This is a genomic window from Pseudomonas sp. GL_117 (assembly GCF_057835125.1).
Window position 1 is genome coordinate 2,529,626 of sequence record NZ_CM174418.1, and the last position, 25,793, is coordinate 2,555,418.

26 protein-coding genes and 1 pseudogene are annotated in these 25,793 nt (G+C 60.2%); 18 read left to right on the forward strand and 9 right to left on the reverse strand.

The genetic code is table 11. The features are described 5' to 3' along the window. The first annotated feature begins 51 nt into the window (after window positions 1-51). The 10 genes from AC3ISR_RS11360 to AC3ISR_RS11405 all read left to right on the forward strand — a co-directional run bounded on the left by AC3ISR_RS11360 (window position 52) and on the right by AC3ISR_RS11405 (window position 12,071). Window positions 52-831: a hypothetical protein gene (locus tag AC3ISR_RS11360; protein ID WP_192301133.1), complete on the forward strand. Its 780-nt coding sequence runs from the start codon at window positions 52-54 to the stop codon at window positions 829-831. A gap of 72 nt (window positions 832-903) precedes the next feature. After that, a complete protein-coding gene (locus AC3ISR_RS11365) occupies window positions 904-1,167 on the forward strand; it encodes a PAAR domain-containing protein (protein ID WP_192301134.1) in 264 nt (87 codons plus the stop codon). A gap of 23 nt (window positions 1,168-1,190) precedes the next feature. Then, on the forward strand, window positions 1,191-2,288 hold the full coding sequence (locus AC3ISR_RS11370) for a hypothetical protein (protein ID WP_463984951.1): 1,098 nt from the start codon (window positions 1,191-1,193) through the stop codon (window positions 2,286-2,288). 9 nt (window positions 2,289-2,297) lie between these two features. Further along, window positions 2,298-5,615 carry an ImcF-related family protein gene (locus AC3ISR_RS11375; protein WP_463984952.1) on the forward strand — a complete coding sequence of 1,106 codons (3,318 nt, stop codon included), beginning with the start codon at window positions 2,298-2,300 and terminating at the stop codon, window positions 5,613-5,615. Beyond that, a complete protein-coding gene (gene tssA / locus AC3ISR_RS11380; RefSeq protein ID WP_463984953.1) occupies window positions 5,612-7,186 on the forward strand; it encodes a type VI secretion system protein TssA in 1,575 nt (524 codons plus the stop codon). Before AC3ISR_RS11375 ends, tssA begins: the two co-directional genes overlap by 4 nt. A 24-nt stretch (window positions 7,187-7,210) precedes the next feature. Beyond that, window positions 7,211-8,980, forward strand: a complete 1,770-nt coding sequence (gene tssF / locus AC3ISR_RS11385; RefSeq protein ID WP_192301138.1) for a type VI secretion system baseplate subunit TssF — start codon at window positions 7,211-7,213, stop codon at window positions 8,978-8,980. Then, complete coding sequence (gene tssG / locus AC3ISR_RS11390) at window positions 8,944-10,032, forward strand: type VI secretion system baseplate subunit TssG (protein ID WP_463984954.1); 1,089 nt, start codon at window positions 8,944-8,946, stop codon at window positions 10,030-10,032. Before tssF ends, tssG begins: the two co-directional genes overlap by 37 nt. Next, window positions 10,013-10,540 (forward strand): type VI secretion system lipoprotein TssJ, encoded by a 528-nt coding sequence (gene tssJ / locus AC3ISR_RS11395; RefSeq protein ID WP_192301140.1) that lies wholly within the window; start codon window positions 10,013-10,015, stop codon window positions 10,538-10,540. Before tssG ends, tssJ begins: the two co-directional genes overlap by 20 nt. A 3-nt stretch (window positions 10,541-10,543) precedes the next feature. Beyond that, window positions 10,544-10,981 (forward strand): type VI secretion system baseplate subunit TssE, encoded by a 438-nt coding sequence (tssE, locus tag AC3ISR_RS11400; protein WP_192301141.1) that lies wholly within the window; start codon window positions 10,544-10,546, stop codon window positions 10,979-10,981. Between the two features lie 10 nt (window positions 10,982-10,991). Next, a complete protein-coding gene (locus AC3ISR_RS11405; RefSeq protein ID WP_463984955.1) occupies window positions 10,992-12,071 on the forward strand; it encodes an OmpA family protein in 1,080 nt (359 codons plus the stop codon). A 193-nt stretch (window positions 12,072-12,264) separates the two neighbouring features. On the opposite strand, the gene AC3ISR_RS11410 is transcribed toward AC3ISR_RS11405, so the two are convergent. Further along, on the reverse strand, window positions 12,265-12,936 hold the full coding sequence (locus AC3ISR_RS11410; RefSeq protein WP_192301143.1) for a helix-turn-helix transcriptional regulator: 672 nt from the start codon (window positions 12,934-12,936) through the stop codon (window positions 12,265-12,267). Window positions 12,937-13,155: 219 nt separating this feature from the next. Further along, window positions 13,156-14,400, reverse strand: a complete 1,245-nt coding sequence (locus AC3ISR_RS11415; protein ID WP_463984956.1) for a methionine gamma-lyase — start codon at window positions 14,398-14,400, stop codon at window positions 13,156-13,158. Between the two features lie 124 nt (window positions 14,401-14,524). Here AC3ISR_RS11415 and AC3ISR_RS11420 point away from each other — a divergent pair, with 124 nt between their 5' ends. The 5 genes from AC3ISR_RS11420 to AC3ISR_RS11440 all read left to right on the forward strand — a co-directional run bounded on the left by AC3ISR_RS11420 (window position 14,525) and on the right by AC3ISR_RS11440 (window position 18,382). Then, entirely contained in the window at window positions 14,525-14,995 is a 471-nt protein-coding gene (locus AC3ISR_RS11420; protein WP_192301145.1) for an Lrp/AsnC family transcriptional regulator, read from the forward strand. A 134-nt stretch (window positions 14,996-15,129) separates the two neighbouring features. Beyond that, on the forward strand, window positions 15,130-16,167 hold the full coding sequence (locus AC3ISR_RS11425; RefSeq protein ID WP_192301146.1) for an isopenicillin N synthase family dioxygenase: 1,038 nt from the start codon (window positions 15,130-15,132) through the stop codon (window positions 16,165-16,167). A gap of 15 nt (window positions 16,168-16,182) precedes the next feature. Beyond that, the gene (locus tag AC3ISR_RS11430; RefSeq protein WP_192301147.1) at window positions 16,183-16,977 is read left to right on the forward strand and encodes a MetQ/NlpA family ABC transporter substrate-binding protein; all 795 of its coding nucleotides are present in this window, start codon (window positions 16,183-16,185) and stop codon (window positions 16,975-16,977) included. Next, window positions 16,974-17,720, forward strand: coding sequence for a methionine ABC transporter ATP-binding protein (locus AC3ISR_RS11435; RefSeq protein ID WP_226457823.1), 747 nt, complete (start codon window positions 16,974-16,976; stop codon window positions 17,718-17,720). The genes AC3ISR_RS11430 and AC3ISR_RS11435 overlap by 4 nt, the downstream gene beginning before the upstream one ends. Further along, window positions 17,717-18,382, forward strand: coding sequence for a methionine ABC transporter permease (locus AC3ISR_RS11440; protein WP_192301149.1), 666 nt, complete (start codon window positions 17,717-17,719; stop codon window positions 18,380-18,382). The genes AC3ISR_RS11435 and AC3ISR_RS11440 overlap by 4 nt, the downstream gene beginning before the upstream one ends. Before the next feature lie 4 nt (window positions 18,383-18,386). On the opposite strand, the gene AC3ISR_RS11445 is transcribed toward AC3ISR_RS11440, so the two are convergent. Further along, entirely contained in the window at window positions 18,387-19,802 is a 1,416-nt protein-coding gene (locus AC3ISR_RS11445) for an aminotransferase-like domain-containing protein (RefSeq protein ID WP_463984958.1), read from the reverse strand. 124 nt (window positions 19,803-19,926) lie between these two features. Between AC3ISR_RS11445 and AC3ISR_RS11450 the strand changes: the two genes are divergently transcribed. Beyond that, window positions 19,927-20,559, forward strand: a complete 633-nt coding sequence (locus AC3ISR_RS11450; RefSeq protein ID WP_192301151.1) for a LysE family translocator — start codon at window positions 19,927-19,929, stop codon at window positions 20,557-20,559. A gap of 82 nt (window positions 20,560-20,641) precedes the next feature. Then, window positions 20,642-21,700, forward strand: coding sequence for a diguanylate cyclase (locus tag AC3ISR_RS11455; RefSeq protein ID WP_463984959.1), 1,059 nt, complete (start codon window positions 20,642-20,644; stop codon window positions 21,698-21,700). Between the two features lie 140 nt (window positions 21,701-21,840). Here AC3ISR_RS11455 and AC3ISR_RS11460 read toward each other — a convergent pair whose 3' ends face one another. From AC3ISR_RS11460 to AC3ISR_RS11470, 3 genes are read right to left on the reverse strand one after another with little or no spacing between them, the layout of a single operon-like run. Then, window positions 21,841-22,257, reverse strand: coding sequence for a hypothetical protein (locus AC3ISR_RS11460; protein WP_226457846.1), 417 nt, complete (start codon window positions 22,255-22,257; stop codon window positions 21,841-21,843). Further along, window positions 22,257-22,838 carry a hypothetical protein gene (locus tag AC3ISR_RS11465; protein WP_463984960.1) on the reverse strand — a complete coding sequence of 194 codons (582 nt, stop codon included), beginning with the start codon at window positions 22,836-22,838 and terminating at the stop codon, window positions 22,257-22,259. The genes AC3ISR_RS11460 and AC3ISR_RS11465 overlap by 1 nt, the downstream gene beginning before the upstream one ends. A 2-nt stretch (window positions 22,839-22,840) precedes the next feature. Further along, window positions 22,841-23,284, reverse strand: a complete 444-nt coding sequence (locus tag AC3ISR_RS11470) for an RHS repeat domain-containing protein (protein ID WP_463984961.1) — start codon at window positions 23,282-23,284, stop codon at window positions 22,841-22,843. Between AC3ISR_RS11470 and AC3ISR_RS11475 the strand changes: the two genes are divergently transcribed. Next, on the forward strand, window positions 23,237-23,968 hold the full coding sequence (locus AC3ISR_RS11475; protein ID WP_463984962.1) for an NUDIX hydrolase: 732 nt from the start codon (window positions 23,237-23,239) through the stop codon (window positions 23,966-23,968). The genes AC3ISR_RS11470 and AC3ISR_RS11475 overlap by 48 nt on opposite strands. 110 nt (window positions 23,969-24,078) lie before the next feature. On the opposite strand, the gene AC3ISR_RS11480 is transcribed toward AC3ISR_RS11475, so the two are convergent. The 3 genes and pseudogenes from AC3ISR_RS11480 to AC3ISR_RS11490 all read right to left on the reverse strand — a co-directional run. Next, on the reverse strand, window positions 24,079-24,465 hold the full coding sequence (locus tag AC3ISR_RS11480; protein WP_463984963.1) for a hypothetical protein: 387 nt from the start codon (window positions 24,463-24,465) through the stop codon (window positions 24,079-24,081). 89 nt (window positions 24,466-24,554) lie between these two features. Beyond that, the gene (locus tag AC3ISR_RS11485; protein ID WP_463984964.1) at window positions 24,555-25,205 is read right to left on the reverse strand and encodes a hypothetical protein; all 651 of its coding nucleotides are present in this window, start codon (window positions 25,203-25,205) and stop codon (window positions 24,555-24,557) included. Between the two features lie 380 nt (window positions 25,206-25,585). Beyond that, a pseudogene (locus AC3ISR_RS11490) lies at window positions 25,586-25,726 on the reverse strand (RHS repeat-associated core domain-containing protein); the annotation flags it as partial. Window positions 25,727-25,793: the final 67 nt, after the last annotated feature.

The window sequence follows — 25,793 nt, forward strand, 5'->3', positions numbered from 1 at the left end:
TAATACTGTGAAATTAAAGTGTCGGGTTTGGTATAGAGGTGAGCATAAAAAGTGGTTAAATATCTGGTTTTTGTTTTTTTCTATGTTTTTATGTTGCCGGTACTTGCGCATGAGCGCTCATGTGATGAAGTTGGCGGTGGGCGGGGTTATCGACCAGTCGAACTTGACGGAGTTGTTGTGTGCTTTGTATACGTGGAAATACCAAAGGAAAAACAAGAGCAGCTGTCGCGTGACCCTGACGGTATTGCGGCTTACTCAGTATCTAAATCTGAGGGGGCGATGCTTGTTTATGAGTTTCCGTATGCAGGGACAAAGGGCAGGATTAACGATGTGTTTTCGCTTTCTGTTGGCGATGCAGGTGGGAAAGTGTTGTTTGTGATTCATAGTGTAGAAGCACCAAACTCCTGGGATGTTGCCGGTGATATTTACGATGTGGCTGTGATGAGGGTTCAAGTCGGTCGACTTGTTAAAGATGAAAAGCTTTCTCGGTTTTTTAGTCTGGGGGGGGACTTGCTTGGTGCGCATGGGAGAAGTGGTTATATATATCCCTATAAGGAAAGAAGTGCAGTGGTTGACGTTGTGCGCTCTCCACTGTTTGATTTTTTATATGCGTCTTCCCCGGTGGTTGGTGTGGTTAAAGAAAAAACATTCCTATATAGAGGAGGTGTAGAGCCTTCCGAGCAAGACCCGAAGGGCATGTATTTGATAAGCGGCGATGAAGTGATGCTTGAAGATTCAACGGCCGGCTGGTGCAAGATTTTGTATTTGGGCGGAGGAAAGGAAATCAAGCGATGGATGCAATGCAAGTCAGCGACTTTCAGCAAACGCTAAGTTGCCAGCGCGATTGCTGCTGGTCATTGTTGGTCTAGTCAAGTCTTTAATTTCTACTGGTCGGAAGTTTCCATGAAAAACATCATCCGCATCGGCGACAAAACAACCAGCGGCGGCACAGTTCTATCAGGCTCTACCACGATGATTTTCAGGGGCATAGGCGCGGCACGCCAAGGCGATCTCGTAAGTTGCCCAGTTCCTGGTCATGGTCAAACGGTTATTGCCGAGGGGCATCCCGCATTCCGTGACCATGGTCTTCCGGTAGCCTTCGATGGGCATCGGTGTGCTTGTGGCTGCGCGTTGATTTCGTCACTGCCTGCCGTGAGTGCGCGTTAGTCATGCCTGTCAGGTTGGATCAAGTGCCTGCCCAGGCTTCCAGACCCGTTCGGCCGGGGAAAGGGTGGTGGTTTGCAGGTTTACCGCTGTTTCTGCTCTTGCTGGGTGTGGGTGGGGTGTTTTTATTCGGCGCTCAACTACTGCGTCAGAACCCGATTGGTTTTCTGGGGCTGGCGGTGGGTATTCCACTGTTTGGTTGGTGTCTTTTGGGGTTTGGACGTGCCTTGCTGTACCTGTGGCAACAGCAAGTTGCCGATGGTTGGGATATGGCCCGCGAAGAGGATCTTGTTCACAAACTCCGGCGCGGTCGGCGTGTTCTACGGGTGTTGGCGGCGAACCATCACTGGATCGCGGGTAGTACCGAAGAAGCCCCTGGGCTGAGGCTACAGAGAGTACTGACGCAAGTACTTGCTGACCTTGTACAGGTGCTGGAACAGGTGCCTGGAAATACGCCATTGGCCGTATTGTTCGAAACAGAGAGTGCTCTGCCGGAGGCTGTGTCGCGACAAGCATGGCGACAAGCATGGAGCCTCTGCGGAATTCGGCAGTCGGTGGTTCCTGTTCAGAGTGGCGGGCTGGATGCCTTGGACTATTGGCTGGACCATCGCATTGCTGATCAAGCGTTGCTCCTGGTGGTAACGATTCGGTTCATGCCGGCACAGCCGGAAGGCAAGGCTGAAGTGGCGACCGGGACATTGTTCGCTAATAGCAGGGCGCATCAGGCGTTGCCTTACAAAGCCTGTCTGCATCGCCCGGAACAGGCGCGTGAGGCAAATGACGATGCTTTGCTTTATGCCGCACGCCAGGCACTGGAATGGGCGCCGTTGGATGCGCAACCCGTCGAGCAGATCTGGCGAGTGGGAGTTGACACCGAGGGGGGGGCGCAGTTGCTTGCGGTATTGGACAAAGTGCCGATTCCGGCAATGCACAAGAAAAGATTTAACGACTTGGATACCTCACAGGGTAACCCAGGCAGAGCATCACCTTGGCTGGCGATTGCCGTAGCCACCCAGGCTATCGAGTGCGGTGTCGGATCGCAGTTCATCTTTAGTGGTGACGGCAATGGAGCGCATGGGCTCTGGTGCATGGTTTTGACACCCATGGAATCATTTTCGAAGTAGGAATTTCGGATGCAATTTCGACGGATTGTTTGGTTAGTCGTTCTATCGTCCGCGCTGCTATTGGTCGGTGCGGTACTGGGCATATTGATTTGGCGTTATCCCGAATTAGTCGGGATAACGCCCGGCAGTGTTGGGCAAATCATCGGTTTGTGGTTGATATCGGCTACGACTTTACTCTTGATGGCGTTCTTGGTGGCCTACCATTTTCTGGGTCATCAGCTGGGGCGTTCGGCTTACCAGCGACAGGCGCCAGACGACGTGTCCGAAGGTGTTGTCACTGAGCCTCGTGATATTCAGCAGGCGCAGTGTGTCGATTCGTTGAAAAAGCATTTGCATGCTCGTTATGGTTTTTTCTGGCGTCGAAAGGTGCGCCTGATGTTGGTGGTGGGTGAGCCTGAGCACATTGAGGCTGTTGCTCCCAATCTTGGCGCGCAACGTTGGCTGGAAGGCCGGGATACCGTCCTGTTATGGGGCGGCCGTGCTCAAGCAGAACTGAGCAAGTCGTTCGCTTTGCAATGGGTAGGGCTGAGCCGCTGGCGCGCATTGGACGGGGTCATCTGGGCACTGGACCAGGTGCGTTGTGTTGATGGCGCCTTGATGAGCACAGGTACAAGCCAATTGCAGCAATTGGCTCATAGCCTGAGTTGGCAGTTACCGTTGCATTTTTGGCAGGTTTGCAACAGCCACTGGCCTCAGGGAGCGCGCAACTTGCAACCCGTGGGTTGTCTGTTGCCGACACGACTTGATGGCCACGTGATACAGGGCTGTTTGGAGACTTTGCTGGTGCCCCTGCGTCACCTCGGCCTATCCAACATACACGCTGATCTAAACCACGACTTCCTACTACGCCTCTCCCGCGACCTGCACTCGGAAGGGATTACCCGTTGGCGCCAAACACTTGCACCGCTACTAGGCAGGCGTCCCCACGGCACACCACTGCGCGGCCTATGGTTCAGCCCACCCATCCAACCCGTCGAAAACTGCCCCAAACACATCTGGCCCGTCCCCCCAGCCTGGCAAGGCATCGTCAACGACAAACCCGCGCCGCGTCGCCTTGGCTGGAGCGCGCCCCGAATCGCCTACACCCTGGCGCTATCCATGACCCTACTGTGGACCGCAGGCCTGCTCCTGTCCTTCAGCCAAAACCGCACCCAGATCAGCCGCGTCCAAACCGTTCTCCACACCCTGCAAACCACGTCCCAAGGCGACGCCCAACTGCTGGCCCTCAACGAGCTGGTCGACGAGCTGGCCCGCCTGGATTACCGCGCCGTTCACGGCACGCCTTGGTATCAACGTTTCGGCCTCAATCAAAATCAATCACTGCTGGCAACCCTCTGGCCCCACTACGTCGAAGCCAACAACCGTCTGATCCGCGACCCCGCAGCCGCCATCCTGCACCAGCAGCTCTCGGCGTTGCTCAAACTGGCTCCGGACAACCCGCAGCGGACAGCCGGGGCTTACGCCCAACTCAAGGCTTACCTGATGATGGCGCGTCCGGAAAAAGCCGATGCCGCCCTCCTGCTCAAAACCCTCAACGAACTGGAACCCGCTCGCGCAGGCATCCCCCCCAACCTGCGTCAGTTCTACGCTGAACACTTATCCGCCAACCCCTCCTGGCGCATTCCGCTCGACCCCCGCCTGGTGGCGCAAGTCCGCCAGCTTCTGCTGCTGCAACTGGGCCAGCGCAACGCCGAGGCGAGCCTCTATCAGCAAGTCCTTGATGATGCCGGCAATCACTATCCCGATCTGGGCCTGCACCAACTGGTTGGCGACACCGATGCCTTCGCGCTGTTTGCCACCGACGCCAGCGTGCCCGGGGTCTTCACCCGGCAGGCCTGGGAGGGGCAGGTGCGCCAAGCCATCGAGCGGATTGCCGAGGCACGGCGTGAGGAAATCGACTGGGTGCTCAGCGACAAACCGACGGACCTCGATTCCCGGCTGAGCCCGGATCAACTGCGCGAGCGCCTCACCGAGCGTTACTTCCAGGACTACGCCAGCGCCTGGCTGGGCATGCTCAACAGTCTGCGCTGGCAGGCTGCGGGCAGCCTGGATGAGGTGATCGACCAGTTGACGCTGATCAGCGATGTACGCCAATCGCCGCTGATTGCGTTGATGAACACCCTCGCTTACCAGGGGCAGGCGGGGGCGCGGACGCCGGCCCTGGCGGACTCATTGGTGAAGTCTGCGCAAAAGCTGATCGGGCAGGACAAGGCGCCGCTGATCGATCAGTTGGCCGATGTGCCCGGCAGCCCGCTGGACACGACCTTCGGGCCGCTCCTGGCGCTGCTCGACAAACGCAACGATGATGGCCTGAGCCTGCAAACATTCCTCACCCGCGTGACCCGGGTGCGCCTGACATTGCAGCAAGTCAGCACTGCGCCCGACCCGCTGGAAATGACCCAGACCTTGGCGCAGAGTGTGTTTCAAGGCCGCAGTATCGACCTCACCGACACTCAGTCCTACGGCAGCCTGCTGGCCGCCAGTCTTGGCGCAGAATGGGGCGGCGTGGCGCAGACGTTATTTGTGCAGCCGCTGGAGCACGCCTGGCAGCGCGTGCTGCAACCCTCGGCAGCCGGGCTCAACAGCCAGTGGCAGCGTTCGATCGTCAACCATTGGGACAGTGCCTTCGCCAGTCGTTACCCGTTTGCGGCCAGCGCCAGCGACGCCTCCTTGCCCATGCTCGGACAGATGATCCGCGCCGACTCCGGACGTATCGAACGGTTCTTGCAGCAGCAATTGAGTGGCGTGTTGCGCAAGGAGGGCAATCGCTGGCTGGCGGACCCACGCCACAGTCAGGGCTTGCGCTTCAACCCGCAGTTCCTCAGCGCAATCAACCAACTCAGCGATCTGGCCGACGTGCTCTACACCGACGGCGGCATGGGCCTGCGCTTTGAGCTGCAAGGCAAACCGGTGCGCGATGTGGTGCAAACCCGCTTCATTCTCGATGGCGAACGCCATGATTACTTCAACCAGAAGGAGAGCTGGCAGCGCTTCAACTGGCCGGGGCGTAGCGACTATCCCGGTGCGAGCCTGAGCTGGACCAGCGTGCACAGCGGCGAACGCTTGTTCGGTGACTTCCCCGGGACCTGGGGCCTGCTGCGCCTGCTGGAGAAGGCCCAGGTCACGCCGCTGGACGATGCCGACAGCCGCTACCGCGTGGTGCTCAAGGCGCCGGATGGCTTGAATCTGGTTTGGCATCTGCGCACCGAACTGGAGGCCGGACCGTTGGCGTTGCTCAAGCTGAGGGGGTTCAAATTGCCCCGGCAGATTTTTCTCAGCGAGCGCGGGATCGACACGCCGTATGCGCAAAACGGGAGCTTGCCATGAGCCTGCGAACCCTGATCGATCGCTGCCTGGGAGGACGTGATGCACCTTCCTTCGCCAGTGCCCAGATGAGCCACTGGCAAGCCTGGCTGTTGCCCATCAGCACTGCATCCAGCGTCGGCGAAGACCCGGCCTATCACGACGACTTCCAACGCATGCGCGAAGAGGTCAACAAACTGTCGGGGGCCGATGCCGAACAGGTCGCCGAGCTGGCGCAGAACCTATTGCTCCATCGCTGCAAGGACCTGCGCGTGGCCACCTACTACTTATGGGCACGCCTGCACAAAGACGGCGAAGCCGGCCTGGCCGACGGCCTGTGTTTGCTCGCGGCCCTGGTGGAACGCTTCGGCGACACGCTGCTGCCCGCCAGGCCCACCAGCCGCAAGCTGGCATTGGAATGGTTGGCCAGTGGCAAGGTGCTGGACCTGCTGTTGCTGTACCCGGAAGTGGTCAGGGCCGAAGCCAGCCGTACCGCCGCGGCATTGGCCTGGCTGGAGCGGGGCGTGACTGCGTGGCCGCAGGCGCAGCGGCCGCTGCTGGGCCCGTTGTATGACGCGTTGAGCGCCAGGCTCGCGCAGTCCGGCGGCATGGATGCACTGGTGCCGCAGAACAGCGCCAGCCCGGCGTCGCCTGCACTGCCCGCGCCAGTCATCAGATCCGGGCGCGACCTGCTGGACAGCGGCCGTGCACTGGCCATTTACCTGCGCGAGCAACCCCAGGGCTGGCTGGCCGCCCACCGCCTGATGAAAAGTCTGCGCTGGGACACGGTGCATCAGGCGCCGCCGCAAGAGATCAATGGCAACACGCGCCTGGCGCCGCCGCGTGCGGACTACCGCGCCCAGCTCAAGCGCCTGTACCTGCAACAGGGCTGGACCGAGCTGCTCGATCAGGTCGAGCGGATTTACGCCGAGGGCGTGAACCATTTCTGGCTCGACCTGCAGTGGTACCTGTACCAGGCCTTGAGTCGGCAACCGGCGCCGCAGGATGGTTGGGCTGATATTGCCAAGCGCGACCTGGGCATGTTCCTTGAGCGCCTGCCGGGGCTGGAAGAACTGCGTTGGAACGACGGCAGCCCGTTCGCCGATGAGACCACCCGCGAGTGGATCGCCCAGCACGTCAGTGGCAATCGCCCCCAGACCTGGCTTCCGGTTGCGTCCGCCGCGCCCACGACGGACCCCGACGACATCCTGCCCCTGGAAAGCGAAGCACTGGCCCAGGCCGACAGCGACGGCGTGGACCAGGCCCTGGCCTGGCTGGCGGCGCGCCCAGGCATCCATACCGGGCGCCAGCGCTGGCTGCTGCGCCTGTTGATGGCGCGTGTCGCCGAACAGCATGGCAAGGGCGAGCTGGCCATCCACCTGCTGGGCGAACTGGACGCCACCGCGCAACGTCAGGCCCTGGCCGAGTGGGAGCCCGACCTGCATTTCGAGGTCAAGGCGCGCCTGCTCAAATTGCTGCGAACCAAAGCCCAGCGCAACGACGCCGACAAACCCACCCTGGCCCGCAGGATGGAGGCCTTGCAGGCGGCGCTGGTAGCCATCGATCCGGTACGCGCCGCCGTGCTGTGTGGCTGAACCTCAACAATCAGGATGATAGTGATGGACATGGACAATCTGACATTGCGCTACTTCGACGCCGAAATGCGCTACTTGCGCGAAGCCGGCAAGGAGTTCGCCGACGCGTTTCCCGACCGCGCTGCCCAACTCAACCTGGACAAGCCAGGCGCGCAGGACCCTTATGTGGAGCGCCTGTTCGAAGGCTTCGCGTTCTTGATGGGACGCCTGCGGGAAAAACTCGACGACGATTTGCCGGAGCTGACCGAAGGGCTGGTCAGCCTGTTGTGGCCGCATTACTTGCGTACGATTCCATCGTTGTCGGTGGTCGAACTGGCGCCTGAACTCGAACAGATGAAACGCAGCGAGCGGATCGCCCAAGGCTTCGAAGTGTTGTCGCAACCGATCGGGCCACAACGCACCCGGTGTCGTTTCACCACCACCCAGGACCTGACCCTGCGGCCGCTGGCCCTGACAGCGCTGGGGCGCGGCTACGAAACCGACGGTCGCTCGCGCCTGCGCCTGCGTTTCGCCTGCGGGCCGCAGGCCGACTGGAGCCAGATCGACCTGAGCCGCCTGCCGTTGTACCTGAATGCCGATGCACCCCTGGCCAGTGCATTGCATCAGGCGCTGACCCTCAACGTCCAGGCCCTGTACCTGCGCTGGCCGGGCCAGGCCGAACGCCAGCCGCTGGCAGCGCATTTCAGTGCCAAGGGCTTTGCCGATGAGGACCGGCTATGGCCCAAAGGCGATAGCGCCTTCAGCGGCTACCAGTTGCTGCTGGAGTATTTCGCCTTTCGCGAGAAATTCATGTTCGTGACCCTGTGTGGCCTGGAGCAATTGCAGATCACACCCGGCACCGCCTGGTTCGAACTTGATGTGGTACTGCGCGAGCCTTGGCCGCACACGTTCGACTTGAACAGCGAACACATCCGGCTGCACGCCGTGCCGGTGATCAATCTGTTTGCGCTGGAAGCCGACCCGTTGACCCTGGCGCCCCTGCAAACCGACTACCTGCTGCGGCCGATGCGCTTGCAGGACGGGCATATGGAGATCTACTCGGTGGACCAGGTCACTGTCTCGGAAAACGCCGAGCGCCAGGATTACGTGCCGTTCACCAGCTTTCGTCACAAGGGCGGCATGCTGCGCGCCGATGCGCCGGAGCGGTATTTCCATACACGGCTCAAGCGCGCGCCCAATGGCCTGCACGACACCTGGCTGATCCTTGGCGGCGAGGGCTTCGACAAGGACCGCCTGCTCGAACACAAAAGCCTGTCGCTGCGCCTGACCGGCACTCACGGCCAGTTGCCGCGCAAGGCCCTGCAAAGCACCTCTCTCGACAGTGTGGTGCAGTCCACCCAAGTCGGCTTGCGTGTGCGCAACCTGTGCGCGCCGACCTTGCCCTGCTACCCGCCGAGCCGCGACCGCTTTCACTGGCGGGTGCTCAGTCACCTGGGCTCGAATTTCCTGCCAATGCTCGATAACGCCGAAGTGCTGCGCGGCACCCTGGCGCTGTATGACTGGACGGGCAGCGAGCTGAACCGCCGGCGCCTGGCCGCGATTGTCGAAGTCAGCCATCACCTGGTCCAGCGTTTCGACAAGGGCTTGCTGCTGCGTGGCGTGGACATCGAAATCGTCCTGGATGCCCAAGGCTTTTCAGGGGAGGGCGACATCAGCCTGTTTGGCGAGATGCTCAACCGTTTTTTTGCCCTCTACGCCGATGTGCATCTGTACACCCAGCTCACGCTGGTCCTGCAACCGACTGGAAAGTGCCTGCGATGGAACGAGAACCACAATCAGCGTATTCCCGGCTGACCGCCAGCGGTTTACTGGAGGCCATGGCCGGGCCGGTGGCCGAGGCCAACCTGTATCGCTTCTGCCAACTGCTGGAACAGGTGTTGCCCGGCCACCCGCCCTTGGGCAGCACTGCGCACCCGGGCGATGACGTCGTGCGCTTTCGGCCCGACCCCGGCATGGGGTTTCCGGGGGGCGAACTGCGGGCGATTGAAAGCGCGGGCGAGCACCCCGAGCGCCCGGCCACGGTACGCACCCGTTTGCTCGGGTTATACGGGGTGGATTCGCCCCTGCCCAGCGCCTACCTGGATGACATCGCGCAACGCCGTGAAGGGCATGAAGCGCTGCAAGCCTTCCTGGATATTTTCAATCACCGGATCTTCACCCAGTTCTATCGGATCTGGCGCAAGTATTCCTACCCGGCCACGTTTGAAGCGGGCGGCGCCGATGCCACTTCGCAGTGCCTGCTGGGCTTGGTCGGCCTGGGCATTCCGGGCACCGCTGCGCAGATCGGTACGCCGATTTCGCGTTTTCTGGCCTTGCTCAGCGTGATGCGTCTGCCCACGCGCAATGCCGAAGGCATCGGCGCATTGGTCAAGTTGCTGGCCCCCAACACCCTGGCGCAAGTCACCGCGCATTGGCCGCAGTACATCGTGCTCGCGCAGCCAGCGCGCCTGTGCACGCGGCGCCCGATGCGCCTGGCACAACAGGCGCCGTTGGGGCCGGTCGCCCGTGATGCCAGCAGCCAGCTGCGCCTGGCGCTGTATACCGAAGACCCACAGCAAGCCCGCGACTGGCTGCCCGGCGGGCAGTTGCACAGCGATCTGCTGGTGCTCCTGCGCGTCTACCTGGGGTGGCGCTGCACCGCGAAGCTGCAATTGACCCTGCCGCTGCGCAGCCTGCCGACGCCAGTACTGGGTCGCGCGCCGCTGCGCTTGGGCATGACCGCTGTGTTGGTGCCCGGCGGCGACGCCCAACCGCAGCAACGCCTGACGATCAACCTGGGCCGCTATCAAGGCCTGTCGATAAACCCTTGCAACCGGGAGACACAGCATGTCGCGTACCCTTTTTAGCCTTGTGATGCTGGCGCTGCCCCTCGCCGGGTGTGGCCTGGCCCAGACCGTGGCGGACGGCACGGCGTCCACCGCCCAGGCGATTTTCTACAAGCAGGTGAAAACCCTGCATCTGGATTTCAGCGCGCGCGCAGCCCTGAATACCGACACCGCCGACATGAATGCGCTGTCGCTGCCGACCCTGGTGCGCGTGTACCAGTTGCGTGACGACACCGCTGTAGCGCGGGCGACCTACGAAGGCTTGCTGGGCGATGACGAGCAACTGCTGGCCGGCGCATTGCTGGACAAACACACCCTGGTGGTGAAACCCGAGGAGGGCGCACCGCTGAGTGTGCCCCTGCACAAGGACGCGCGGTTCGTCAGCGTGGCGGCCTTGTTCCGCAGCCCGGATACCCGCGCCAACAGCTGGCGCCTGACCTTGGCTCGCGATGAACTGGACCCCGACCGGGTGCGTGTCATCGAGTTGGGAGACAACCGCTTGCGCCTGCGTCCGTTGGCAAAGGACTGAACCATGGGCGAATCCAACCCGTCGTTGTATGAATTGCTGCTGCAGAACTTTGCCGGTGAGTTGCCGCTGCATCAGGTCAGCGAAGCACATCAGCACACCCTGTCAGTCCTGGACAACCTGCAGCGCATCCTCAACAGCCGCGCCGGTGCCCTCAGCCATTTGCCCGACTACGGCCTGCCGGACATGGGCCTGATCCTGCAAGGCCTGCCCGCCACGGCCCACAGCCTGATCGGGATCATGGGCGACACCTTGCTCACTTACGAACCGCGCCTGGCGGCAATCGCCATCGAGCTGTTGCCCCAGGCGCTGCCCGGGCACCTTGAGTACGCCCTGGAGCTGCAATTGAAGGATGGGCAGCGCGTGAACGTAGGCACCACCCTGGCACCCACGGGCGACGTCACGCTGCGGGCGTTGAAACCGGGCGCCGCCCCAGAGCCATAAGGAGCACCCCATGAGCGCAGTGTTTGAAATGCATATCCAGGTCGGTGGCGACCCGCGGCACCTGGCCGAATTCACCGCCGTGCACGCCGAGATGGCCAAGCTCGGCCATCCTGCCCGCCCGGATGTGGACTGGGCGAGGGTGGAGCAGGGCTGTCTGGCGCTGTTCCAGAGCAATGGCGTGGAGCTCAACAGCGCGTGTTTCTACACCTTGGCTCGCGGCCAGCGCCACGGGCTGGAGGGCATCGTCCAGGGCGTGGTGCTGCTCACGGCGTTGGTGGGCGAGTGGTCGCGCTTGTGGCCGCCGATGGTGACGGTGCGCCAGACCTTGCTGGAGTGGTTGTGCGAGCAACTGCAACGGTTGGTGCGCAGCCTCGCGGGGATGTCGCCAAGCGTGAGCGTGCTGCTGCAGTTGGACGTTGAATTGGCGCGTTTGCAGGCACGTCTGCTGCCGCTGCTTGGCGGGCCGTTATTGACGTTGGAGTCGCTACGCCAGCAGGTCAGCCAGTTGAGCCAGCGCTTGGAGCCGCAACGGCTGCCAAGCGCAACGGCCCCGGCGTGGCCAGCCCCCGTGGTGATCCTGCCGCCGCCAGCCCTGCCAATGCGCAAGCCGCGCCGGGGGTTGTGGCTGGGCGCCGGGGTGCTGGCGACGGCCATGGTCACCGGGCTGTGGCTCAGCGGGGCAGACAGTGACAAGCCGTCCCTGCCCGAGCCGATCCGGCTGGACAGCCTGGCGCTGTTCGACCCCGGCAGTTCAACCCTCAAGCCCGGTTCGACCAAAGTCCTGATCAACGCTTTGGTGGGCATCAAGGCCCAGCCGGGCTGGCTGATCGTCATCGCCGGGCACACCGATGCGAGTGGCACCGTCGAGCACAACCTGGCCCTGTCCCACGCCCGCGCCAGCGCCGTACGCGATTGGATGCAACGCATGGGCGACCTCGCCGACAGCTGCTTTGCCGTGCAGGGGCTGGCCGCCAGCCAACCGATTGCCAGCAACCAAACCGAGGCCGGGCGTAGCGCCAATCGGCGTGTGGACATTCAACTGGTGCCACAGGTGGGCGCGTGTGAGGAGCCCGCACGGGCGCAGGAATAACCCGCGCCGCAGCCTGAATACGAGTTGTTCCCGCTTCCCATGTACCCCCCCATCGGCCAAATCCCTTAATTTTCCAGCCCTACCGGATGCCCCTCCAGGCGTGCGGCGGCGTCCGCATTTTTTAACCGGCACCTCTTTTGGATGATAAAGATCAACTGTGGGAGCGGGCTCTCATATTTAGAACTGTGTTGGCTCAGACATCCGCGGTTTGCTCTGTTGAGTACATCCACCGCAACAACGAATGTCGTCCACTGATCCCCAGCTTGATCGACGCGCGCTTGAGGTAGCTCTCAATCGTGTTGACCTTCAACGCCAACTGCTCGGCCAACTCCGGTGCGGTACGCCCGGCCAGCAGGCCAACGCACACTTCCAGTTCACGTTTGGACAGGGTCAGCCCCGATTGCACCAGGCGCTCTTCGATGCGTCGGCGCAGGGTTTCGAGGCCTTGGTTTTGCGGCGCCGTGCCATCGTTGTCCAGGCGGCACGGCTGGATCGCGGCGATGTGCTTTTCCACCATGGGCAGCAGCAGGGTGGAAAAGTCCTGCAGCATGCTGCGCTCCTGGGCGGAGAAGTTGGCCGACTGGTGCGAGCGGTACACCGAGAGCACGTAGCGCACGTCGTCCTTGTGACGGGTGAGGTGCAGTTGCGCGGCCGGTTGTTCTTCGCCCATGGTCGCCACCGAATCGGTGTAGACCGGGCTGATGGTGCGACGGGTGTGGCCGTCGGAGCTCGCTCGCAATTGGCTGATATGGGTGGCGTCCACTGCCAGTTGGGTGAGGATCAGATCATGCAGCATGCGTGGGAAATGGCGACTGCCGGTGCTGGCGATGACCTTGCCTATATGTGGGAACAGGTGTGAGTTCATCTGCTTCGTCCATGAGTTTCGAGTGCAGGTATTCAGCCATGACGCCGCGGGAATCAACGAATGCTAGTGCGAATACCCCACAGTGAGAGCGTTTCCCGCCGAGACGTATGCTAGTACAGCCTGACGTCGGGAAGGGGACCCAATCCGGATTAATCTAGATTAAAACCGCATAACGGTAGTCGGACCCTTCCGACCACCGTTAAGGAAACGAGCTACGGTTTATTTCAGCGCATGCTCAACCGTTGCCGGATGACGCGGCGCAGCCCGCGTGCATTTGGCCAGGGCCTGCTGCACATCCGCCAGTAGGTCGGCGATGTCTTCCAGGCCCACCGATAAACGCACCAGGCCCTCGCTGATGCCGTGATGTGCACGCTGTTCTGGGGTGTAGGTGGAATGGGTCATGCTGGCCGGGTGCTGGGCCAGTGATTCGGCGTCGCCCAGGCTGACCGCACGGGTGAACAGTTTGAGTGCATTCATGAAGCGCCGACCGCTGTCGATGCCGCCCTTGAGTTCGAAGGCGATCATGCCGCCGGACAGTTTCATCTGGCGCTGCGCCAACTCGTACTGTGGGAAGGATCGCAGCCCTGGGTAAGTCACCCACTGCACGGCCGGGTGGGCGTCCAGGGCTTCGGCGACGGCCTGGGCGTTGGCGCAATGACGGTCCATGCGCAGGGCCAGGGTCTTGAGGCCACGCATCAGCAGCGCCGCATCCTGTGGTGACATCACTGCGCCGGTCAGGTCCTTGAGCCCTTGCAAGCGGATGCGTTGCGCCAGGGCGAGGCTGCTTACGGCGATACCGGCGGTGATGTCGCCGTGCCCGCTGAGGTACTTGGTGGCCGAATGCACCACCACATCCGCGCCCAGTTCCAGCGGCCTTTGCAGATAGGGCGTGCAATAGGTGTTATCGACCACCACGGTGATATTCGGTTGCGTATGGGCGAGGGCGGCCACGGCGGCGATGTCCACCAGTTGCAGGGTGGGGTTGGCCGGGGTTTCGCAATAAATCATGCGCGTGGCGGGGGTGATTGCGGCGCGCACGGCGGCGAGATCGGTGAGGTCGACATGGCGCACCTTGATGCCGAATTCGCCGATGCCGTGGTGCAACAGCGCAAAGGTGCAACCGTACAGGGTCTGGCTGACGAGCACTTCATCGCCGGGGCGCAGCAGGGTCCAGAACGTGGCGGCAATCGCGCCCATGCCGGAACTGAACGCCACGGCGGCCTCGCCGTTTTCCAGGGTGGCCATGCGCGCTTCGAGCAACGCCAGTGTGGGGTTGGAAATGCGCGTATAGAAGTGGCCGTTGGCTTCACCGGCAAAACACGCAGCCCCGTATTCGGCGGTGGGAAAGGCGAAGGTGGCGGACAGGTAGATCGGCGGCACGAGTGCGCCGTGGTGGTCCTTGGGGTCATAACCGTGGTGGATGGCGCGGGTCGAAAAGCCGAATGCATTGTGTTTATTGTTCATGTCGGGCGCTCCTTATTTCCTACAATGCTATGCTCATAACCGCAGATGAACGTTGCAAAGTTTGCTGCCAAAACGCCGCCTCAAGGCATGAAAAACCGATAAAAACAAAGAATAGGGGCACGTTATGCCTGTGAGTCTGGATCGCACCGACAAAGCCCTGTTAAACGCGCTGCAAGGTAACGCCCGCCTCACCGTGGCCGAGTTGGCCGAGCGTGTTTCCCTGACCACTTCGCCGTGCTGGCGGCGGGTGCGCAACCTGGAGGAGAGCGGGGTGATCAGCGGCTACCAGGCGATCCTCTCGCCCAAAGCGCTGGGCTATGGGGTGACGGCGTTCGTGAGCATCATGATGGAGAGCCATACCCAGGAAATCGCCCGTGCATTCGAGCAGCGGCTGCTGGCGATCCCGGAGATCGTCGCGTGTCATAACGTCTCGGGGCGCTATGACTTTTTGCTGGAAGTGGTGGCCAAGGACCTCGAGTCGTTTGGCGAATTTGCACGGGAAGTGTTGCAGACGCTGCCGTGTGTCAAAGAGATCTATTCGAGCTTTTCCTACAAGTCGGTGCGGCCGTTGCGGGTGATTCCCTTGCCCCAATAACGCACATACCAACCCCGTATCGAGGCGATAGGGCGGGGCAGCCTAAGCTAATTCTAAAAAGTTATTTATTGAGGTTTTTTAAGATCATTTAGATTGGTTGCTCCCACCATAGACGTTCATGGAGTGAGCCGCCGATGTCCCAGCTTCAGTCAATCACCACCTTGCCGTTGCTCGACTTGTCGCAGCTCGACGCAGGCCCGCAGCAGCGTCAGCAGTTCCTCGATGAGCTGCGGTTTGCCGCGCGGCATATCGGCTTTTTCTACCTCACCGGCCATGGCATCGACGCGGCGCTGCTGGCCGAGGTGCAGCAGCAGGCGCGGGCATTTTTTGCCTTGCCCGAGGCCGACAAACTCGCCGTCGGCATGCTCAACTCGCCACATTTTCGCGGCTACAACCGCGCCGCCTCGGAGATCACCCGTGGCCAGCCGGACCTGCGCGAACAGTTCGATGTCGGTGCCGAGCGCGAGCCCTTGAGCGTGGCGCAACACCCGGCCGCCTGGGCCCGGCTGCAAGGCCCCAATCAATGGCCGGCGGCGTTGCCTGAGCTCAAACCACTGGTGCTCGGCTGGCAGCAGGCGATGACCCAGATGGCCTTGCGCCTGTTGCGTGCCTTCGCCCAGGCCCTGTCCCTGCCGGAAAACGCCTTTGACGCGCTGTACGGCGACAAACCCAACGAACACATCAAGCTGATCCGCTACCCCGGCCGCCATGCACAGCAAAGTCGCCAAGGCGTCGGCGCGCACAAAGACTCGGGGTTCCTCAGCTTCCTGCTGCAAGACCAGCAAGCCGGCTTGCAGGTGGAAGTGGAAGAGGGCCGTTGGATCGACGCGTCGCCGCGCCCCGACACCCTGGTGGTGAACATCGGCGAATTGCTCGAACTGGCAAGCAACGGCTACCTGCGTGCCACCGTGCACCGGGTGGTCTCGCCGCCGCTGGGCAGCGAGCGTTTGTCCCTGGCGTTTTTCCTCGGCGCGCAACTGGACGCGGTGGTGCCGGTGTACCAGTTGGCGCCCGAACTGCTGCGCGACGCCCATGGCCCCGAAAGCGACCCGCGTAACCCGTTGCTGCGCGACGTCGGTTGGAACTACCTCAAAGGCCGCCTGCGCTCGCACCCCGATGTCGCCCAACGTTTTTATACCGATGCCACGCTGCCCCAAGCACTGTCCGCCTGATCAGGAGATCACCCCGTGTTGAAAAAAACCGCGCTTTCCCTGGCAGTGTTGCTCGCTTCATTCAGCGTGTCGGCCGCCGATGCCTTGCGTGTTGCCGCCGACCCGATTCCCCATGCGCAGATCCTCGAATATGTGCAGAAACTCGACCCGGGCCTGAACCTCAAGATCATCGAGATCCCCAGCGGCGTGAACTCCAACGAGCTGCTCGCCCACGGCGATGTGGACGCCAATTACTTCCAGCACCTGCCGTACCTCAATTCCCAGGAGCAGGCGCTCGGCCAGAAATTCAGCGTCGCGGCCACTGTGCATATCGAGCCGTTGGGCATCTATTCGCGGCGTCACAACAGCTTCGCCCAAGTGCCGGACAAGGGCACCGTCGCCGTGCCGAACAACGTCACCAACCTCAGCCGCGCGCTGTACCTGCTGCAAGCCAATGGCCTGATCAAGCTCAAACCGGGTTTCAACGATGCGGCCAAGGACCAGGCCACGCCGAAAGACATCGCCGAGAACCCCAAGCACCTGAAGATCCTGGAGATCGAATCACCGCAAATCCCCCGTGCGCTGGACGATGTGGACCTGGCGGTGATCAACGGCAACTTCGCCCTTGAAGCCGGCCTGGAACCGGCCAAGGACGCGCTGGGCCTGGAAGCGGCCAAGGGCAACCCCTACGCCAACATCCTGGTGACTACGCCGAAACTGGCCAAAGACCCGCGCATCGAGCAGTTGGCCAAGGACTTGCGTTCGCCCCAGGTGGCCAAGTTCATTACCGAGAAATACGCCGGTTCGGTGATCCCGGTGGCGGCCGAATGATCGTTGTCGACGGCGTCAGCAAAACCTACGCCGACGGCCAGCCGGCGGCGCTGGATAATGTGTCGTTGCAGATTGCCGACGGTTCGATCTTCGGCATCGTCGGGCGCAGCGGCGCGGGCAAGAGCACCTTGCTGCGTTGCCTGAACCTGCTGGAACGGCCGAGCGCCGGGCGCATCCTGATGGATGGCCAGGACCTCACCCAACTCACGGGCAAGGCGCTGCGTGCGCAACGCCAGCGCATCGGCATGATCTTCCAGGGCTTCAACCTGCTGCATTCGCGCAACGTCGCGGATAACGTCGCGGTGCCGCTGGAGATCGGCAATGTGCCCAAGCCCGAGCGCGCGGCGCGGGTCGCCGAGTTGTTGGCGTTGGTGGGTTTGAGCGACAAGGCCCAGGCGTTTCCTTCGCAGCTCTCCGGCGGGCAGAAACAGCGCGTCGGCATTGCCCGCGCATTGGCGGCGCGCCCGGCGTATCTGTTGTCGGACGAGGCCACCAGCGCCCTGGACCCGGAAACCACCGCATCGATCCTTGAGTTGCTGCGTGACATCAATCGGCAACTTGGCGTGACCATCGTGCTCATTACCCATGAACTGGAGGTGGTCAAGGCGATCTGCGACAGCGCAGTGTCCCTGGCCGATGGCCGCGTCGTGGAAAGCGGCACGCTGCTGCAACTGCAGGCCGACCCCGCGTCGCGCCTTGGTCGTTCGCTGGCGCCGAGCCTGCAAGTGGCGAGGGCGGTATGAAGACCGATTGGAATGACATCCTGCAATTGCTGCTCAATGCCACCGGCGAAACCCTGTACATGGTGCTATTGGCCGGGTTGTTTACCTTGTTGATCGGCCTGCCCCTGGGCGTAGTGCTGTTTATCAGCCGTCGCGATGGCCTGCTGCCGTTGCCGCGCCTCAATCGTGCGCTGGGCGCGGTGATCAACCTCGGGCGCTCGTTGCCGTTCGTGGTGATGCTGATTGCGTTGATCCCGCTGACACGGCTGATCGTCGGCACGACCTTGGGCAGCACGGCGGCGGTGGTGCCGATCACCATTGGGGCCTTTCCGTTTTTTGCACGCATCGTCGAAACCGCGTTGGACGAAGTGGACAAGGGCCGCATCGAAGCCATCGTGGCCATGGGCGGTGACATCCGCCATGTGATTTTCAAGGTGTTATTGCCCGAAGCCTTGCCGGCGCTGGTGGCCGGCGTGACGTTGACCCTGGTGATGCTGATCGGTTTTTCGTCGATGGCCGGGGTGATCGGCGGCGGCGGGCTGGGGGACTTGGCGATTCGCTACGGTTATCAGCGCTTCAACAATCAGATCATGGTGGTCACGGTGGTTGTGCTGGTGCTGCTGGTACAGGGCGTGCAAAGCCTGGGGGACCGCTGCGTGCGCTCACTGGCCCATCGTCGCTGAGCCGTCACTGATGCGCCGGTGAAGCCTTGAGCAGCAAGGCCTCGAATACCTGCTGCGCCTGGGGTTCATCGCTGTGGGCCACGTTGAAGCGCATCGAGTCGCGGCGCGTGGGGTCGTAACCGAACAAGGTGCCCGGCGCCAGCACCATGCCCTGTTTCAACGCGTCCTGGGCCAGCAGTTCGCCGTTGACGCCCGGTGGCAGGTGCGCCCAGATAAACATCCCGCCTTCATACGGCGTCGGCAGTTCGCAACCGCAGCGCTTGAGCCATTGCTCGACCCGCGCACCGGCCTCGATCAAGCGTTGTTGCATGCGCTTGCGATGCTTGGCGTAACTGCCTTCGCTGAGCATGCGGTACACCACCTGCTCGAACAGTTCGGACGTTACGCCGCCGCTCATCAACTTCATATTGGTCAGGTTGGCCGCCAGTTGCGGCGCCGCCACCACATAGCTGACCCGCGCGTTGGCGCTGAGGATCTTGGAAAACCCCGACAGGTAGGTGACCTGCTCCAGCCCGGCCAGTGCGGCCAGGCGCGGTGGCGGGTTGGGATGCAGGTCGCCGTAGAGATCATCCTCGACGATATGGCAGTGGTACTGCCGGGTCAGTTGCAACAGCCGGAACGCCTGGCTCGGGCTGAAGGAGTGGCCGGTGGGGTTGTGCAGCACGCTGGTGGTCAGGTACAGGCTGGGGCGATGTTCGGCCAGCAGCTGTTCGAGGGCGCTGAAGTCGAAGCCGTCGGTGCGCCGTTCGATTGTCAGCACCTTGACCCCATGCAGGGCCAGGTTGGCGTGGAAGTTGAAGTAGCACGGCGCGTCCAGCAGCACCGTGTCGCCAGGGCGTGCGAGCAGGCGCATGAGCATGTCCAGGCCTTGCACAGTGTTGGGCGTGGTGATGATTTGCTCCACCGGCACCGACACGCCTTCACCGTGGAGCTTTTGCTGCAAGGCCTGGCGCAACGGTAACAGCCCGGCCGGGGTGCCCATCCCGGCGATGCGCAACGCCGGTGCACGCACCACGCTGCGCAGGGTCTGGCGGATAGCCTCGGTGTCCAGCCAGGCTTCTGGCAAGTGGCCGCCGCCGGGGCGCAGTTCGCCATAGACCGTAGCCAGGGGACGGCGCAGCACGCTGAGTAGGTCCTGGGGCAGCAACTCGACCCAGGTCGACGAGGCGGGGCGGGTGCTGTCCACCGCGACGAAATAGCCACGGCCTTGACGGGAGGTCAGCAGGTTGCGTCCGCGCAGGCGGTCGAGCGCTTCATTGAGGGTGAACTTGCTGACGCCCAGGGTCTGGCTCAGCTCGCGCACCGACGGCAACGGGCTGCCCGGTGCCCATTCACCGTTCGCGATAGCCTGGCTGAACGTCTCGACGATCTGTTGCACCTTGGGCGTGCCCGGCACAAAAGCGATGGCGGATACCAACATGCAGCTTCCTTATCTTTGCTGGTGATTTTACCGGTAAAGTCCGGGCGGATTAGGCCTGACTTTACCTGCCCTGCGCAACGCCGCTTGCCTAGACTGCAAGCCTTCTCCCCCAGGGCTGACCGCCATGACCAGCGCATTGACGCTTTCTTCGTTTGTCTACTTCCTGCTGTTTTGCGCGACCCTGACCTTCAGTCCCGGCCCCATGACCCTGCTGCTGTTGAGCCTGGGCCTGCGCGACGGCCTGCGTCGATCACTCCCGGCGCAGCTTGGCGCCAGCGTGTCGTACCTGATTTCGATCCTGATCTTTGCCGTGGGCTTTTCGGAACTGATCAAGGGCAACGTGGCGATTACCCAGGGCATCCAGTTGGTCGGCGTGGCCTACATCCTGTACCTGGCGTACAAACAGTGGACCAGCAGTGGCGTGTCGCTGGATAAGGCCGGGGCCGTGGAAGGTGCCCGCAGTCTGTTCGGCAAGGGACTGCTGACCGGGTTTTCCAACCCCAAGGCGATCATCATGTTCAGCGCCGTATTCCCACAGTTTGCCGGGGCAGGGGAGCACAGTTCGGCGTCGGACATCGCCATCCTCGGGCTGACCTTCCTGCTGCTGCAATTTGCCAGTGGCTGCCTGTATTGCTACTTCGGGCAGCGCATCAAGCATGTCCTCGAAAACCCCAAGCGGCGTGTGTTGCTGCAACGGGTCACCGCCGTGGTGCTGCTGGGCGTCGCATTGATGCTGGCGCGGGGCTTTTCCCACTGAATGCGGCGAGTTTATAAGGGGTAGTGGCGATTTGCTGTTACCCTGTTAGACTCCGAGCAATACCTCAGGATTGCACCTCACCATGGCAGCCGTCGGAGGAAAGGGACTTCCGCTCGCTTCGCGCTTGTATAAATCCCGCACCCTGGGGCTGATGCTCGGGTTTGTGTGCGTGGCGTTTGCAATGTACCCCCTGGACCCGCACCCGTGGGTATGGGCGCTGATGCTGGTAAACGCCTTCGTCTGGCCGCACCTGGCGTTCCTGATCTCGCGACGTGCCGAGCATGCCCTGGGCAGCGAACGACGCAACTTGCTTATCGACTCCTTTTGCGGCGGATTCTGGGTCGGTGCCATGCATTTCAACCCGCTGCCAGCGGTGACCAGCCTGTCAATGATGACCATGAACAATGTCGCCATCGGCGGCGCACGCTTCATGCTGGCTGGCTGGGCCGCCCAAGGCCTCGGCATCGGCACAGCGCTGCTGCTATTCGCCCCGGCGTTCATCGGCGTGACGACCCAGGCCCAACTCTACGCTTGCTTGCCGCTGCTGATGCTCTACCCCTTGGCACTGGGCTGGATCTGCTACCGCCAGGCCGTCACCCTGGCCCGGCACAAACGCGAACTGCTGGCCCTGAGCCGTACCGACAGCCTGTCCGGCCTGCTCAACCACGGCGCCTGGAAAGACCAGCTGGAAATCGAATTCCAACGCTGCCGCCGCAGCCAGACCGGCGCCGCCATTGCGCTGATCGACATCGACCACTTCAAGATCATCAACGACACCTACGGCCACGTCACCGGCGACATCGTCCTGCGCCAACTGAGCAAAGTCCTGCGCCAGAACCTGCGCGCCACCGACCTGGCGGGGCGCTACGGCGGCGACGAATTCTGCGTGATCCTGCCAGGCATGCCCCTCAACCGTGCGACGGAAGTGATGGACGCCTTGCGTGATCGGTTCAACGCGCTGGCCTATGCGCAGGACCCGACATTGCGGGCCAGCTTGAGCATCGGCTTGGCGCCGTACCAATCGACGCACGCGGATTCGATCAGTTGGCTGAGTGATGCTGACCTGGCGTTGTACGAAGCCAAGAGCAGCGGGCGTAATCGCGTCAGCTCAGTACAAGTAAGTTGGTTGCGGTCCCTGTAGTGAGCGAGCTTGCTCGCGCAGGGCTGCGCAGCGGCCCCAACACGGACGACCCGGACCCGACTGAAAAAAACGCGTTGCCTGGGGTGGGGCCGCTGCGCGGCCCGGCGCGAGCAAGCTCGCTCACTACAGGTTTGGTGGTGTTACCAGGTTGATGGGTCTTCTTGGCTGGCTTTTTGGAGGTCGTCTTTCCACAAGATTTGAGCGAGCACATAAATATCCAGCAAGAAATCCCTAGGACTCTCCAGTTCATACCATTCAGCTCTCGGCCATGAAGAAGCATCTTCTTCACTGATCTCAAACAGACTCTGAAAATCGTAACTTTCATCGCTAAGATTGCTTTCCAGTGCTTTTAGCAAAACGTATCTATGCCTGTAAGTAAGGTGATTCAAGTTCAGCGCGTAGTTTTTTATGAGGACCTCTCTGTCCACTTTTTTATTCGGATTGTATTTCTCTAACACCTTGCCAAGGCTCTGCTCGCGGTCGTAAACATCAAATACTCCAATGAACCATTTCAGGTTGGGGTCAAACGGTTCGTTTAAAAATGGATCTCTCAACATTATTTTTTCTCGGCAGGAAAAGCAGTGAATGGCCTGGTGTTATCGTCTATATCAAACTTCACCTCGAACCAATTTAGGTTTTCATTGAGGTGCGGAGCCTGTGGGGTTTTTCTATTGGGTCTGTAGCCTCGGCCTGCTCCTGGCAACTCCAGTTTGAGTATGGGATTGTTGTTGTGGTCTTTCCCATTAAACGGATCTAACCCAAGTGGCTCGCGAGTTAAGGCTTTGTTCAAGGCGCTCAGTTGCAGTCGCCAACTGTAAAATTGAGAGCTTACATTCCCTCTGTCATGCGGCCTACGTAATCCTGTGCTTGGATCTGTTCCGTCGATTGCCCTCTGTTTCAATGCAATGTCAGTAATTTCGGGGCTGTGCCTGTCGATAGTGTGCATGTCATATTGATTTTGAATAGATTCGACTCGTTTTTTTGCATTTTCTTCTGCTAGTTCAGTGATTCGAACTTGTCTTTCAGCTCGTGTCGGCTGTGGAAGAGAAGGGCTTCTGTCGTCAGCGCTTGCCTTTCTTTCAGGGGCGTTATGGCTTACGGTAGATTCACAACCTCCCGTGCCCGGACAGTTATTCAACCCTAGCGGATCCACCCACCCCGTAGGATTGGGCAAATACCGATACCCATTAATCCACCCGCCAGCTTCACCGGGTCCGGCGTCAGATAACGCCCAATATCCGGATTGTAGTAGCGATGCCGGTTGTAGTGCAGCCCGCTTTCTGCGTCGAAATATTGGCCCTGAAAACGCAGCGGATTATCGATTGTTCCGACGTCGAGACGGGTGATTTCGCCATAGGCCCGGTATTGCGCAGACCGGACGATTTCGCCGTCGGGGTTTGTCAGTTCCTGGGGTGTGCCGAGGTGGTCCAGTTGGTAGTGGTAGGACTTGGTTTTTGTAGGGCCGAAGCCTTCCAGCAGTGCCAATGGGCGGAAGCTGTCGGGTTCGTAGAGGTAGCTGCGATGGTGCTCCGCGTGGTGTTCGGCGATCAGTTTGTCGCCTTGCCAGAAGAACTCCGTCGTCACGCCTTCAACGGTTTTGCTGATGCGTCGGCCAAACGCGTCCTAGTCGTAGTGCTGGTCCCCCTGGATCATCAAGCGATTGCCCGCCGGGTCGTGTACGAAACCTTTCTGGTGGTCCTGGGAATGGTCGGCGCGGGTGAGGCGATTGAGTGGGTCGTAGCTGTAGAGGTGTTCGCCTTTGCGGGTGTCGAGGACGCGGTTCAGGTTGCCGGATTTGTCGTAGTCGTACTGCCGCCGGTAAAGGTGATTTTGCTGTTGGGTGACAGTGTGGGCATGCAGCCGTTGCTGATCCGCCAGTTCCGCATGCCCACCTTCGTCAATGATTACCACGGCTACCTGATCGAAGCCGCCGCCGGTTTACTGGACAACGCCAGCCCGGAAGAGCGTATTCGCCTGGAGGCGGAGGAAGAGACGGGGTATCGCGTCGGCCATATGGAGAAGATCTATGCGGCGTTCATGACCCCGGGGTCTGTGACGGAGCGGATTCACTTCTTTTTCGGTAAGTATCAACCGGCCGATCAAGTGGGGGCAGGTGGTGGATTGGAGGAGGAGGGCGAGGATATTGAGGTGCTGGAGTTGGGGTTTGAGCAGGCGCTGGGGATGGTGCAGAGTGGGGATATTGTGGATGGGAAGACGATTATGTTGTTGCAGCATCTGGAGTTGCGGGTGTTGAAGGAGGGGTGGTGAGTCGGATGAATGGGCGGACTTTGAATCGGTGATTTCTTGCCCCACCGATTGCGCTTTTTGGTGAGTTCAAGCTGTGGGGGGGGGGGGCTTGTTGGTGAAGGTTATAGTACTCAGATATTTGTTGGATATAGGTTTGCACGGGTAACTCTTATTTCAATAAAACCCGATTTTTGAGTGATTGGTTCGCTTAGTTCAATGAAGATTAATGAGTCCTCTAGTTTGAGTGCCACCCATTCTTCGTCGGTGTTTTGGGCCATTTCAGCCGTTATATGGGTCGCGCCATTGATGATGACGATATGTGGTGATTTGCGAGGTGATGCTGTGAGGTTTTCCCCCCCCCAGGAAAAAAGCTCATCCAGATCGAACTCGACATCCAATTCCTTGCCCGCTATGGGCTGAATGCCGATCCATGCGCCAGTGCCACTTCCAGCGGATGAGAGGAAGTTCACATGGATAGTGTTCTTGATAGAGCGGACTTCGGTGACACGTATTTTCATTTTGTTTTTCGATAGTGGATTTTTTCGGTCTTGCTGGCAGTGTTGCTTTTTGGGTTGGGATAGCAAGATCAGCATTGTATTTACAGTATTTATATTTTTTGGGTTCTGTTTATGTAGTGGTGAACGTCTTTGATGTTTATTTTTTTAAATAAGCTTTCTATTGTGTCTAGTATAACTATATTTTTTTTCGTTGCCTGGTATATGAACTGGGCGGCGGCATGTGTTTCTGAATCGTAAAATCTACATAGCAAGTTGTCAGTCGACGACGCTAGGAATGTGCTTATGTTGTCGGGTGTGATGTGACTTTCAAATATTGTCATTTGAGACCAGAGTTCATGTATTTCATGAGTGTTTTTTTGAATTAGCAGAAGTACGTCGTGGGAACCTTCAAATGCTAGGTTTTCTATCTCTCTTGGGTTGCTTGGTCGGTTTTTGATTGTGGAATAAATGTTGGTTTTTTCGTTTTTCTTGCACAGGTCTCCGGCTTGAAGTGTTTTTGTTGCGTTTTTTATGAATAGATATTCTTCGGTTCTTGAGTTGAAGGTGGCAGTCGTTGATGAACGCCACTCTCTTTTGATGGGCCATTCTGATGAAAGGTTTTCCATTATGTTGCACCATGACGTCCAGACGCTTTGAAAGTCATGGTCTATTAATGTCGTAGTGGTGAATCGGGTGTCTTGGGTTGGCTGTATGCTTTCCCAAGGTCTTACTCCGATTTCGTTTATATATACGGTGCTCATTTTCTATCTCTTGAAGTATGTGTGTGAGTCGTCACCAGTTTTCAAAGGTACCTTGATTTCATCAGCTGTGTTTTTAGTGTTGAAATGTGGCCCATGATTACCCTGTGCGTGACCTAGTGAATGCTCATAAATTTTGGTGAAGTGATTTTTTTCAAGCTGAACACGTATACCCGGCCCATGATATGACGATCCTGATCACGAATTGGCTCCCGATACACTTTTATCGGCTGAGTGTTTTGCGGTATGCCTCCAATCTCTTTCGCTCTTCTAAACGCCCCGTTTCTTGACAGTGTGGTGTCAGAGCCTTTAGGCGGCGCTACATCACCCTCATTAATCCTAGCGTTTTGCTCCGGAGCCTCGACGTGATCTTTTGGTTTGCATCCATCGCCGCCCGGACACGTGCTCAACCCTAACGGATCCACCCACCCCGTAGGATTGGGCACATACCGATACCCATTGATCCCACCCGCCAACTTCACCGGGTCCGGCGTCAAATAACGCTCAATATCCGGATTGTAGTGGTGAGTTTTGGCTCCCTGGGATTGTTCTGCTTAGGCAGTTCGACCTGTGGGACTCGGATAGGCTGCG